The organism is Streptomyces sp. IBSBF 3136 (genome assembly GCF_036815105.1).
Taxonomy (GTDB): Bacteria; Actinomycetota; Actinomycetes; order Streptomycetales; family Streptomycetaceae; genus Streptomyces.
Genome location: NZ_JAJSZC010000221.1, coordinates 1 through 13,238, shown reverse-complemented (window position 1 = coordinate 13,238; position 13,238 = coordinate 1). Strand labels below are relative to the sequence as shown.

Annotated in this window: 7 protein-coding genes; 1 reads left to right on the top strand and 6 read right to left on the bottom strand. The window is 73.1% G+C overall.

Annotation, left to right across the window (positions count from 1 at the left end; genetic code table 11):
- Window positions 1-117 precede the first annotated feature (117 nt).
- Entirely contained in the window at window positions 118-2,736 is a 2,619-nt protein-coding gene (locus V7E45_RS32775; protein WP_333777877.1) for a glycosyltransferase family 1 protein, read from the top strand.
- Window positions 2,737-2,872: 136 nt separating this feature from the next.
- Here the strand turns inward: V7E45_RS32775 and V7E45_RS32770 are convergent, their stop codons facing one another.
- The 6 genes from V7E45_RS32770 to V7E45_RS32745 form a co-directional block, all read right to left on the bottom strand.
- Window positions 2,873-3,394 carry a DUF1990 domain-containing protein gene (locus V7E45_RS32770; protein WP_333777876.1) on the bottom strand — a complete coding sequence of 174 codons (522 nt, stop codon included), beginning with the start codon at window positions 3,392-3,394 and terminating at the stop codon, window positions 2,873-2,875.
- Between the two features lie 71 nt (window positions 3,395-3,465).
- Complete coding sequence (locus tag V7E45_RS32765; protein WP_333777875.1) at window positions 3,466-5,124, bottom strand: M4 family metallopeptidase; 1,659 nt, start codon at window positions 5,122-5,124, stop codon at window positions 3,466-3,468.
- 251 nt (window positions 5,125-5,375) lie between these two features.
- Window positions 5,376-7,433: a M4 family metallopeptidase gene (locus V7E45_RS32760; protein WP_443056313.1), complete on the bottom strand. Its 2,058-nt coding sequence runs from the start codon at window positions 7,431-7,433 to the stop codon at window positions 5,376-5,378.
- Window positions 7,434-7,793: 360 nt separating this feature from the next.
- The gene (locus V7E45_RS32755; protein WP_333777874.1) at window positions 7,794-9,557 is read right to left on the bottom strand and encodes an ABC transporter ATP-binding protein; all 1,764 of its coding nucleotides are present in this window, start codon (window positions 9,555-9,557) and stop codon (window positions 7,794-7,796) included.
- The gene (locus V7E45_RS32750; RefSeq protein ID WP_333777873.1) at window positions 9,554-11,359 is read right to left on the bottom strand and encodes an ABC transporter ATP-binding protein; all 1,806 of its coding nucleotides are present in this window, start codon (window positions 11,357-11,359) and stop codon (window positions 9,554-9,556) included. Before V7E45_RS32750 ends, V7E45_RS32755 begins: the two co-directional genes overlap by 4 nt.
- Window positions 11,360-11,433: 74 nt before the next feature.
- Window positions 11,434-13,238: ABC transporter ATP-binding protein (locus V7E45_RS32745; RefSeq protein WP_333777872.1), on the bottom strand; the 1,805-nt coding region annotated here is incomplete at its 5' end.

Genomic DNA, 13,238 nt, shown 5'->3' with positions numbered 1-13,238 from the left:
GCCCCGACACCCCTGCCCGGTACGTCCCCACCGACCCCCCGGTAACCACTACCGTCGACCCTGACGACGAGACGTACAGCGCCGTGCGTCTCACCCCGCGACGTGTCGAGGTGGAATGTGAAGGCGATCCGTCGGTTCACCGTCCGTCCCGTTCTCCCCGAACCCCTCCGGCCGCTCAATGACCTGGCGCGCAATCTGCGCTGGTCCTGGCATGCGGAGACGCGCGACCTGTTCCAGTCCGTCGACCCCGAACGCTGGGCCGCCGCCGGGGCCGACCCGGTGCGGCTGCTCGGCGGTGTCCGCCCGGGCCGGCTGGCCGAGCTGGCCGGCGACCGGCGGTTCCTGCGCCGGCTGACCGCGGCCGCCGACGACCTCCACGACTATGTGACCGGCGACCGCTGGTACCAGCACCAGGACGCCGGGCTGCCCGCCGCCGTCGCCTACTTCTCCCCGGAGTTCGGCATCACGGCCGCGCTGCCCCAGTACTCCGGGGGCCTCGGCATCCTCGCCGGGGACCACCTGAAGGCGGCCAGCGACCTCGGCGTACCGCTGATCGGGGTCGGACTCCTCTACCGGCACGGGTACTTCCGCCAGAGCCTGTCCCGGGACGGCTGGCAACAGGAGCACTACCCGGTGCTCGACCCGCACGAACTGCCCGTCAGCCTGCTGAAGGAGGCCGACGGCACCCCGGCGCGGGTCTCCCTCGCCCTGCCCGGCGGCAAGGCGCTGCACGCCCGGATCTGGCTGGCCCAGGTGGGCCGGGTGCCGCTGCTGATGCTCGACTCGGACGTGGAGGAGAACGACCTCGGCGAACGCGGGGTGACCGACCGGCTGTACGGCGGCGGCAGCGAGCACCGGCTGCTCCAGGAGATGCTGCTCGGCATAGGAGGTGTGCGGGCCGTGCGGACGTACTGCCGGCTCACCGGGCACCCGGACCCCGAGGTGTTCCACACCAACGAGGGGCACGCGGGCTTCCTCGGCCTCGAACGGATCGCCGAGCTGTGCGCGGGTGGGCTGGACTTCGACCCGGCGCTGGAGGCCGTGCGCAGCGGGACCGTGTTCACCACCCACACGCCCGTGCCGGCCGGGATCGACCGGTTCGACCGGGAACTGGTCGGCCGGCACTTCGGTCCGGACGCCGAGCTCCCGGGCATCGACGTGCAGCGGATCCTGGCGCTCGGCATGGAGACGTACCCGGGCGGCGAGCCGAACCTGTTCAACATGGCCGTGATGGGACTCCGGCTCGCGCAGCGGGCCAACGGGGTGTCGCTGCTGCACGGTCAGGTGAGCCGGGAGATGTTCGCCGGACTCTGGCCGGGATTCGACGCCGAGGAGGTGCCGATCACCTCCGTCACCAACGGGGTGCACGCCCCGACCTGGGTGGCTCCCGAGGTGCTCCGTCTGGGCGCCCGGCAGATCGGCACCCAGCGGGCCGAGGACGCGCTGACCGTCGGCGGCTCCGAGCGCTGGGACTCGGTCGCGGAGATCCCGGACCAGGAGGTCTGGGAGCTGCGCCGCACCCTGCGCGAGCAACTGGTGTTCGAGGTGCGGGAGCGGCTGCGCGCGTCCTGGCGGCAGCGCGGCGCGGGCAACGCGGAGCTGGGCTGGATCGACGGGGTGCTCGACCCCGACGTGCTGACCATCGGGTTCGCGCGGCGCGTGCCGTCGTACAAGCGGCTCACCCTGATGCTGCGGGACCGGGACCGGCTGATGGAGCTGCTGCTGCATCCCGAGCGGCCGGTCCAGATCGTGGTGGCGGGCAAGGCGCACCCGGCGGACGACGGCGGCAAGCGGCTGGTGCAGGAGCTCGTGCGGTTCGCCGACGACCCGCGGGTCCGGCACCGCATCGTCTTCCTGCCCGACTACGGCATGGCGATGGCGCAGAAGCTCTACCCGGGCTGTGACGTCTGGCTGAACAACCCCCTGCGCCCGCTGGAGGCCTGCGGGACCTCCGGGATGAAGGCCGCGCTCAACGGGTGCCTCAACCTCTCCGTGCTGGACGGCTGGTGGGACGAGTGGTTCCAGCCGGACTTCGGCTGGGCCGTCCCGACCGCGGACGGCGCCGGCACCGACCCGGACCGCCGCGACGACATCGAGGCCGGGGCCCTGTACGACCTGCTGGAGCAGCGGGTCGCGCCCCGGTTCTACGAGCGGGGGCGGGGCGGGCTGCCCGACCGCTGGATCGAGATGGTCCGCCAGACCCTCACCCTGCTGGGCCCCAAGGTGCTGGCGGGCCGCATGGTCCGCGAGTACGTCGACCGCCTGTACGCCCCCGCCGCGCAGGCCCACCGGGCGCTGACCCCGGACACGGCACGCGAACTGGCCGCCTGGAAGGCCCGGGTGCGTGCCGCGTGGCCCGGGGTGAGCGTCGACCACGTGGAGACGACGGCGACGACGGCCACAGCGGAGCTGGGCACGAGCGTGGGGCTGCGGGTCCGGGTGGGGCTGGGCGACCTCGGGCCGGACGACGTCGAGGTGCAGGCCGTGTCGGGCCGGGTCGACTCCGAGGACCGCATCACGGACGCGACCACGGTGCCCCTCAAGCCGGTGGGCGCCCCCGACCTGGAGGGCCGCCTGCTCTACGAGGGTCCCCTCTCCCTGGACCGCACCGGACCCTACGGCTACACGGTCCGCATCCTGCCGGCCCACCGCCACCTCGCGTCGAGCGCGGAACTTGGGCTGGTGACGGTGCCGTCCGAGGACGCGGCGGAGGGGGCCGGGGTGCTGCTGCGCTAGGGCCTTTCCGGATCGGGCCGGTGCCGGAGGACGGGCGCCTTCGGACCGGCCCGAGCCGGACCCCGCGGCTCTCGGCACGAGCTGAAAGACGGGCCCCAGGCGCCGGAGCGGGCCCCCGTGACGGGTACCGCGGGGGTCAGTCCTCGTCCAGGCCCGCGCACAACCGCCGCAGGACCGTCCCGCACCGGCGGGCGTAGGCGTGCTGGAGGCCCCGGGTCGCGGGCCCGCCGGCCCGGGCGTACCACTTGGCGGCCCGGCTGAAGGCGGCCACCGTCAGCCAGACGGTGCCGTCACCCGTGCGGTCGACCACGAAGGCCTCCTCGCCGCACTCGGGGTGGCCTTCGAGGGTGCCGTAGGCCCAGCCGGCCCGCCGGGGCTCCTCCACGGTCCACACGATCCGGCAGGGTGCCCTGACCAGGCCGGCCAGGGTGACCGTGACGTCGGTGCCGGGGGCCGCGCGGTCGGCGGTGGCGTCGATGCCCACGCCGAGCGCGCGGTGCATCTCCCAGGTCAGGACCGCCTCGGCGGCCCGACGGAAGACCTCGGGGCCCTCGCCGAGACGTGTGCGCACGAGCATCGGGCGGAAGCCGGGCGGGCAGAAGCTCAGGTCGTCGCGGGTCGCTCCGACCGGCTCGTAGGTGAAGGGCGCCGGGGACATGGGTCACAAGACTAAGGCGGTACCCGGGTCGCTCTCAGCCCGGGTACCGCCCACCGTCAACTTACCTGCTTCTAGCTGACGTTGACCGCGGTCCAGGCGGCCGCGACCGCCTTGTACTCCGTGCTGGTGGAGCCGTACAGGGCCGACGCCGCGTTCAGGGTCGCCGTGCGGGCGGCCTTGTAGTTGGTCGTCGACGTCATGTACGTGGTCAGCGCCTTGTACCAGATCTGCAGCGCCTTGGCGCGGCCGATGCCGGTGACCGCGGCGCCGTTGTAGGTCGGGGAGTTGTACGAGACCCCGTTGATCGTCTTCGCGCCGCTGCCCTCGGACAGCAGGTAGAAGAAGTGGTTGGCGACACCGGACGAGTAGTGGACGTCCTTGCCGCCGACCGAGGAGGACCAGTAGTCGGCGGAGCCGCCGTCCTTGCTGGGCTTGTCCATGTAGCGCAGCGGGGTGCCGTCGCCGTTGATGTCGATCTTCTCGCCGATGAGGTAGTCGCCGACGTCCGAGCTGTTGGCGGCGTAGAACTCCACGCCGGTGCCGAAGATGTCGGAGGTCGCCTCGTTCAGGCCACCGGACTCACCGCTGTAGTCCAGGCCCGCGGTGTTGGCGGTGACACCGTGGCTCATCTCGTGGCCGGCCACGTCCAGCGAGGTCAGCGGGTGGGTGTTCCCGGAGCCGTCGCCGTAGGTCATGCAGAAGCAGCTGTCGTCCCAGAAGGCGTTCACGTACGAGCTGCCGTAGTGGACGCGGGAGTAGGCGCCGACACCGTTGTTCTTGATGCCGCTGCGGCCGAACGTGTTCTTGTAGAAGTCCCAGGTCTCCTGGGCGCCGTAGGCGGCGTCGGCGGCGGCCGTCTGGTCCGTGGTGGAGCTGGAGGCGGTGCCGGTGCCCCAGACGTTGTCCGCGTCGGTGAACAGGGTGCCGGTGCCCGAGGTGCCGTGCTTCAGGTTGTACGTCTTGTGCCCGCCACGCGTGGTGTCGTACAGCTGGTACGTCGAGCCCGACAGGGTGGTGTTGAGGCTGACGGTGCCCGAGTACAGCGACTTGCCGGTGCCGGTGGCGTTCTCGATGCCCTGGTACTCGAAGAGCTTCTTGCCGGTGGCCGCGTCGGTGATGACGTGCAGCTGGTTCGGGGTGCCGTCGTCCTGGAGGCCGCCGACGACCGTCTCGTAGGCGAGGACGGGCTTGCCGGAGCCGGCCCAGATCACCTTGCGCGCGCCGTCCGCGGAGGACTTGGCGGAGCCGAGGGTTCTCGCGGCGCTCAGGGCCTGCTTCTCCGCCTTGGCGGCGGTGATCTGCGGCTTGAGCGAGGCGACCTTCACGGCCGACTTGGTGGCCTTGGTGACGCCCTCGGTCGCACCCGACCTGGCGGTGTGGACGATGAGGTCGCCGCCGAGCACCGGCAGGCCGGCGTAGGTGCGCTCGTAGCGGGTGTGGACGGTGCCGTCGGTGTCCTTGACGACGTCCTTGACGACGAGCTTCTCCTTGGCGCCGAGACCTATGTGCCGCGCGGTCTGCGCGGCACCGGCCTGCGCCTTCTGGAGCAGGCCGGCGCGGGCAGCGGAGGACAGCGCGGTCGGGGCGGCGGCCAGGGGCTTGGCCGCGACCTCGGCCGGCGTCTGGGCGCTGGCACTGGTGGTCAGACCAGTGGAAAGCAGGGCTCCGGCGGCGACAGCGGTGGCGATGGCCAGAGTGGTGCGCTTGTGACGCGCGTAGAGGGGGCTCACAGAAGCTCCTTCTCGTGGGGGAGTCCGGGCAGCGTGGGGTTACTGTCCGGAGGCTGTGGCGGTGCGAAGTTGCGGTGCTGCTGCGGCGGGTGAAGGAAGAGTGGCACCAGGGGCGCGTACATGTCATGACCCTGAAGTGATGTTGGCGCAAAACCGACTGTCTGCCGAACGTTTCAGAGATGTAAACGGACGCCGCCGGAGAGTGACGTACCCTCCGGCGGCGCTCCGTTCGTGGGCCTGTGGCGTGCGGTTTACGGGAAGGTCAGCTTCCAGCTGTTGATCTTCCCGACGTCCTGTGCGGCCTGGTCCTGCACCCTCAGCTTCCAGGTGCCGTTGGCCGATTCGGAGGAGGCGTTGACGGTGTAGGTCTCCTGCACGTTGTCCGCCGAGTCGGACCCGGAGAAGTTCTTCAGGCGGTACGCGGTACCCGACGGACCGACCAGGTCGATCACCAGGTCACCGCGCCAGGTGTGCGTGATGTCCACCGCCACCTGGAGGTTGGCCGGCGCGTTCCCGCTCCTGCCGGAGACGGTGATGTCCGAGGTGACGGCCGGCCCGTTGTCCGGGATCGACACCGGTGTCGTGTTCTCGTACGAGGTGCCGCCGCCTCCGCCGCCGCCCGAGCGCGCACCGACCGCGACGGCCGCCCAGGCGTCCTGCACCGCCTTGTACTCGGCGCTCGTGGTGCCGTACAGCTCGCCGGCCGCCGCGAGCGTGCCGGTGCGGGCGCCCGCGTAGTTGGTGGTGGACGTCCACTTGGTGGTCAGTGCCCGATACCAGATCTGCAGGGCCTTGTCGCGGCCGATGCCGGTGACCGGCAGCCCGTCCGCGGTGGGCGAGTTGTAGCTGACGCCGTTGATGACCTTGGCGCCGCTACCCTCGCTCAGCAGGTAGAAGAAGTGGTTGGCGGGGCCCGACGAGTAGTGCACGTCGACGCCGCCGATCCCGGAGTACCAGCTGTCCTTGGACGCGCCGTCCTTGCTGGGCTTGTCCATGTAGCGCAGCGGGGTGCCGTTGCCGTTGATGTCGATCTTCTCGCCGATGAGGTAGTCACCGGGGTCGGAGGCGTTGTTGGCGTAGAACTCCACGCCGGTGCCGAAGATGTCGGAGGTGGCCTCGTTCAGGCCACCGGACTCACCGCTGTAGTTCAGGCCCGCGGTGTTGGAGGTGACACCGTGGCTCATCTCGTGGCCCGCGACGTCGATGGCGGTCAGCGGCTTGGCGTTGCCGGAGCCGTCGCCGTAGGTCATGCAGAAGCAGCCGTCGTCCCAGAAGGCGTTCACGTACGAGTTGCCGTAGTGGACCCGGGAGTAGGCGCCGACGCCGTTGTTCTTGATGCCGCTGCGGCCGAACGTGTTCTTGTAGAAGTCCCAGGTGACCGCGGCCCCGTAGTGGGCGTCGGCGCCCGCGGTGGCGGCGTTGGAGTTGGTGCCGTTGCCCCAGGTGTCGTTGGTCTGTGAGAACAGGGTGCCGGTGCCCGAGGAACCGTGGTTCAGGTTGTACGTCTTGTGGCCGCCGCGCGCGCCGTCGGTCAGCGTGTACGTCGAGCCCGACTGGGTCGTGGTCAGCGTGACCTGGCCGCTGTACTGGGTGTTGCCGACGCCGGTCTCGATGCCCTGGTACGCGTAGAGCCTCTTGCCGGTGGCCGCGTCGGTGACGACGTGCAGCCGGTTCGGGGTGCCGTCGTCCTGGAGGCCGCCGACGACCGTCTCGTGGGCGAGGACGGGCTTGCCGGAGCCGGCCCAGATCACCGTGCGCACGCCGTCCGCCGCGGACCGGGTGCCGCCGAGGGCCCTGGCCAGCTTCACGGCCTGCGCCTCGGCCGACTTCGTCGAGACCGCGGGGGTGAGACGTGAGACCGTCAGCGGGGCGTCGCTCGCCTTGACGACGCGCTCGACCGCGCCGGAGGCGGCGGTGTCGACGACGAGGTCGCCGCCGAGCACCGGCAGGCCCGCGTAGGTGCGCTCGTACCGGGTGTGCAGGGTGCCGTCCGCGTCCTCGACGACGTCGTGGACGACCAGTCGCTCCTTCGCCCCGAGTCCGATGGACCGCGCCGTCGCGGCCTTACCGGCGTCGGCGTGCCGGATCAGCTCGGCGCGCTGCGAGGGCGAGAGCGTGACGGCCACGTGGGCCGGGTCGGCCTTGCCGGTGACCGGCGCCGCGGCCGGGGCGGCGCCGGCCACGCCCGACTGCGCGGCGGCGGCGATCAGGGCGGCGACGCCCACGAGGGCGACGGTGGCGGTGCGACGGGGCGCCGTCGGGCGCAGCGCTGTGTGGGGGGCGCGTCTGCGAGAGCTGCTACTCAACACTGACTCCTTCTGCGTGACCGCGGGTCGCGCGGTCAGGGGAGACCGGACGGTGGGTTCGGACGTCCGGGCAGAGCAGGGTGTTGCGCGGAACCATGTGCGGGTGCGGAGCCGGCTCACGCGCGCAGACGGAAGCTGTGGGGTCGCTGTGAGTCAGCCGTGGGAAGAGTGACAGGAATGGGTGCATCTGTCAGGACCACGTCACGAATTTGGCCGGAAATGGTTCGTTGAACGGACGCCCTTGTTCGTTATACGAACGGCCGGGGGTGCGTGGCTAGGGCCTGTCGGGAAAGTGGCCTCGTCGCCCGGAGGGCGGCCGCGTGCCGGGCGTCGCACGGCAGAGGACCACTTTCGCAACAGGCCCTAGACCTGTTCGGTCGCGTCTCCGTGCCAGGTGCGCCACAGGGCCGCGTACGCGCCGCCCGCCGCCACCAGTTCGTCGTGCGTGCCCAGTTCCGTCAGCCGGCCGTCCTCCATCACGGCCACGCGGTCCGCGTCGTGGGCCGTGTGCAGGCGGTGGGCGATGGCGATCACCGTGCGGCCCTGGAGGACCGCCGCCAGGGCGCGCTCGGTGTGGCGGGCGGTGGCGGGGTCCAGGAGAGCGGTGGCCTCGTCCAGGACGAGGGTGTGCGGATCGGCCAGCACCACGCGGGCCAGGGCCAGTTGCTGGGCCTGGGAGCCGTCGGTGGGGTGGCCGCCGGGGCCGAGCGGGGTGTCGAGGGCGGAGGGCAGGGCACGGACCCAGTCGTCCGCGCCGACCGCGGCCAGCGCCGCCCACAGCCCGTCGTCGGTCGCGGCGGGCTCGGCGATCAGCAGGTTGTCGCGGACCGTGCCGAGGAAGACATGGTGTTCCTGGGTGACCAGGACGACCTGGCGGCGCAGCAGTTCCGGTTCCAGCGCGGCGACCGGCACGCCGCCGACCGTCACCGTGCCCGCCCCGGGGGAGTCGATGCCCGCCAGCAGCCGGCTCAGCGTCGTCTTCCCGGCGCCCGACGGACCGACCACGGCCAGGCGCTCGCCCGGCCGCACGGTCAGGTCCACCCCGCGCAACACCTCGCCGCCGCGCTCGTAGGCGTACCGCACCCCGCGCACGTCGATCCGGTCGCCCGCCGGTTTCGGGCCGCCCTCCGTCCGCGCCCGCGGTGCCCCCGCCAGCCCCTCGACCCGGGCGAACGAGGCACCGCTGCTCTGCAGTTGCTCCACCCGCATCAGGATCTGGTCCAGCGGTTCGGTGAACTGCCGCAGGTACAGCGCCGCGGCCACCACCGCGCCGAGACCCACCGCGCCCCGCTCGTGCAGCCAGCCGCCCACCAGCAGCACGCCCGCCACCGGCACGGTGTACGTGATCTCGACGGCGGGGAAGAACACGGTCCGCAGCCACAGCGTGTGGAAGCGGGCCCGGCGGGACTTCTCCAGCGCCTCCCGGCTCGCCGCGATCCGTCGCCCGCTCAGCCGGAACGTCTCGACCGTGCGCGCGCCTGCCGCCGTGGCCGCCACGATCTCGGCGACCTCCGAGGTGGCCGCGCCCTCGGCGAGATAGCCGTCCCGCGCCCGGCGCAGATACCAGCGCAGCGCCAGCCAGATCGGCGTGAGACCCACCGCCCCGAACAGGCCGAGCAGCGGGTCGAGCGCGAACACCGCGCCGAGCACGAACAGCGCCTGCACCGTGCAGACCAGCAGTTCCGGGCCGACGTCGCGCAACGTGGTGCCCACGGTGGCGACATCGGCCGTGCCGCGCGCGGTCAGATCGCCGGTGCCGGCCCGCTCCACCGCCGACGCGGGCAGCGCCAGCACCCGGTCGACGTACTCCTCGCGCACCCGGGCCAGCGTCCGCTCCCCGAACCGGTGCCCGACGTACCTGGCCCACCGGGCCAGCAGCAACTGGGCCAGCGCGCAGAGCAGGATCCACAGCGCCAGCCGGTCCACCGCCCCGGCCCCGTGCCCCGCCCGCACCTCGTCGACGATCCGGCCGACCAGCCACGGGCCGACCAGACCCGCCCCGGCCGCCAGCGCGTTGAGCCCGAGCGCGGCGGCGAACGCCCGCCCGTCGGCACGGACCAGCCGCGCGGTCGCGCGCCGGACCCCGGCCCGGTCCGCCACCGGCAGCAGCGTCGCGTCCGTCGTCACCGTACGGCCCCCTCGGCGTCCGCGGCGCTCCCGCGGTTCTCGGCGTCTGTGTCCCCGGCGGCTCCGGCGCTCCCGGTGTCCCGGGCGTCCCCCGTGCCGGCGGCGGCGTCCTCGGCGTCCCGCGCCACCAGGGCCCGGTAACCGGCGTCCCGCGCCAGCAGCCGCCGGTGCGGGCCGCTCGCCGTCACCTTGCCGTCGACCAGGAACAGCACGGTGTCCGCGTGGTCCAGCACCAGCGGCGAGGTGCTCACCACCACCGTCGTCCGGCCCTGCCGCGCCGCCCGCAGCCGCTCGGCGACCGTCGCCTCGGTGTGCGCGTCCAGCGCCGAGGTCGGCTCCACCGCGAGCAGCACCTCCGGGTCCGCGAGCAGCGCCCGCACCAGCCGGATCCGCTGCCGCTGCCCGCCGGAGAGGCTGCGGCCCTGCCCGGCCACCACCGAGTCCAGGCCGTCCGGCAGCCCGCGTACGACGTCCTCGGCGGCGGCCGCGTGCACCGCCCGGCGCAGCGCCGCCCCGCCGGGCGTCCGGTCCGCGGCCACGACCTCCCGCAGCGGCCCGGCGAAGAGGTCCGCCTCGTTGTCCGCGACCAGGATCCTGGCCCGCACCTCGGCCAGCGGGACCGCGTCGAGCCGCACCCCGCCCCAGGTGGCCTCGGTGGCCCCGTACCGGCCCAGGCGGTCCACCACGGCGGCGGCCTCGGCGGGCCGGGCGGCGGCCAGCGCGACCAGCCGGCCCGGCGCCACCCGGACCCCGGACGCCGGGTCGCTCAGCTCGGCCGGTCCGTCCGGCGCGGCCAGCGTGCCCTCGTCGGGCTCCGGTTCCAGCCGCAGCAGGCCCACCACCCGGCGGGCGGCCACCACACCGCGGTTCAGCTCGTACACCATCTGCACGACGAACGCCACCGGCCCGATCAGCACCGCCACGTAGCCGTACACCGACACCAGCTCGCCCACGCTGATGTCGCCCCGCGCCGCCAGCCGGGCCGCCAGCCAGGTCACCACGGCCAGGAACAGCGTGGGCAGCCCCACCCCGAGCGCCTGCACCCAGCTGGCCACCGCGCCCACCCGGTAGCCCTGCGCCCGCAGCCGCTGCGAGTCACCGCGGAAGGCGTCGGCGAACAGGCCCTTGCCGCCCAGCCCGTTGAGCACGCGCAGCCCGCCCGCCAGGTCCCCGATGCGAGCCGCCAGCACGCCCTGCCGCTCCCGGTACTCGCTCTCGGCGCCCTGCAGGCGCAGTGTCAGCGGCCCGGTGAGCAGCCCGATCACCGGCACCCCCAGCAGCACCACGGCGGCGAGCGGCGCGGAGATGTCCAGCAGCAGCCCGGCCACCACCAGGTACACCGCGATCGAGCCGACCCCGGGCCCGACCACGGTCAGCGCCTGCGCGAGGGTCGCCACGTCGCCGACGCCGATCGTGACGACCTCCCCGGCCCCGGCCCGCCGGGACAGCGCGGCGCCCAGCCGGGCCGCGTGCGCCACGACCAGCTTCACCGTCCGGAAGTTCGCGTCCATGCGCACCCGGGTCATCGTGCGGTGCCGCAGGATGCTCACCCAGGCGGTGACGACGCCGACCACGAACATCGTCGCCGTCCACCCGGCCAGTACGCCCATCCGCCCCGGCACCAGACCGTCGTCCACCGCGCGGGCCATCAGGTACGGCTGGCCGGCCATCAGCACCAGCCAGACGCTGCCCAGCAGCGCGCCGGCGAGCGACCGCAGCGGCTGGCGCAGCACCAGCCACCACAGGTAGTGCCAGCCACCCCGGGTGTCCGGTGTGCCCGGGTCCTCGTACGCGTCGATCACCGTCGTCCCCCCCCGTCCGCCAGGCCCTGGGCCGTGTCCGCGAAGTCCCGCCCGCCCCACGACGCGGACCCGACCTAGGCCAGACTGTCCCGCCACGCCCGGTGCAGGTCCGCGAACCTTCCTGTGCCCGCGATCAGCTCCGCCGGGTGCCCGTCCTCGACGATCCGGCCGTGCTCCATGACCAGCACCCGGTCGGCGATCTCCACGGTGGACAGCCGGTGCGCGATCACCACGGCGGTACGACCGCGCAGCACCGTCGACATCGCCCGCTGCACGGCCCGCTCCCCGGGGACGTCCAGCGAACTGGTCGCCTCGTCCAGGATCAGCACCGCCGGGTCCGCGAGCAACGCGCGTGCGAACGCTACCAGTTGGCGCTGACCTGCGGAGATGCGCCCCCCGCGTTTGCGTACGTCGGTGTCGTAACCGTCGGGCAGCGCGCTGATGAACTCGTGCGCGCCGATCGCCTTCGCGGCCCGCTCGATCTCCTCGCGGGTGGCGTCGGGCCGGCCGATCGCGATGTTGTCCGCGACCGTGCCCGAGAACAGGAACGCCTCCTGCGTCACCATGACCACCCCGCGCCGCAGTTCGGGCAGCGCGAGCTCGCGAAGGTCCACGCCGTCCAGCAGGACCCGCCCCTCGGAGGGGTCGTAGAACCGGGCCAGCAGCTTGGCCAGGGTCGACTTGCCCGCGCCCGTGGAGCCGACCACGGCGACGGTCTGCCCGGCCGGGAGGGTCAGGTCGAAGCGGGGCAGCACCTCGCCGCCGGTGCGGTAGGCGAAGCTGACCCCGTCGAAGACGACCTCGCGGCCCGGGAACTCACCGTCCGACGGCGGGAGCTCGCGGGGGGTGGCCGGTTCCGGCACGGACGGCGTCTGCGCCAGCAGTCCGGCGATCTTCTCCAGGGAGGCGGCCGCCGACTGGTAGGAGTTCAGGAACATGCCGAGCCGGTCGATCGGGTCGTACAGCCGGCGCAGGTACAGCACCGCGGCCGCCAGCACACCCAGCGCGAGCGAGCCCGACGCCACCCGGTAGGCGCCCCACAGCACGATTCCCGCGACCGCCGTGTTGGCCACCAGACGGGACCCGACCACGTACCGCGCCATCTCCAGCAGCGCGTCCCCGTTGATCCCCTCGTGCCGTCGGTTGAGCACGCCGAACTCGGTGTCGTTGGCCGCCTCCCGGCGGAACGCGCGCACCGGCCGGATGCCGTTCATCGTCTCCACGAACTTCACGATCACCGCGGCGATCGCCGTGGACCGCGCGGTGTACACCCGCCCCGCGCGCCGCCGGTACACCCGCACGAGCTGGTACAGCGGCACGAAGGAGGCCATCGCCACCGCGCCCAGGCCGAGGTCCAGCCACAGCAGCATCGCCGAGATGTAGACGAAGGACAGCACGACGGTCACCAGCTCCTGCAGCCCCTCCTCCAGGAGTTCGCGCAGCGACTCGACGTCGGTGGTGGACCGGGAGATCAGCCGGCCCGATGTATAGCGCTCGTGGAAGTCGACGCTCAGCGCCTGCGCGTGCCGGAAGATCCGGCCGCGCAGGTCCAGCAGCACGTCCTGGCTCACCCGGGCGGAGGCCTCGACGAACCAGAACTGCAGCACACCGGAGAGCAGCGCGCAGACCAGGTAGCCGGCGGCGACCGCGACCAGCGGCCCGTGGTCGTGGTGCCGGAGCGCGGGTACGGCGCTGTCGAGGGCGTAGGCCACCAGCAGCGGGCCCGCCTGCACCGCCGCCTGCTGGAACAGCAGCAGGAGCGTGGTGAGCACGACCCGGGCCTTCATGGGCGCGAGCAGCGAGCGCAGCAGGGCCGCGGTGGCGCCCGGCGGGGTGGGCAGGACGTCGTGGTCGAAGGGGTCGCCGGACTCCTGGGGGC

Bases quoted from the DNA above. Each gene is read 5' to 3' on its own strand.
- V7E45_RS32770 (WP_333777876.1), bottom strand. From the start codon at position 3,394: ATGTCCCCGGCGCCCTTCACCTACGAGCCGGTCGGAGCGACCCGCGAC.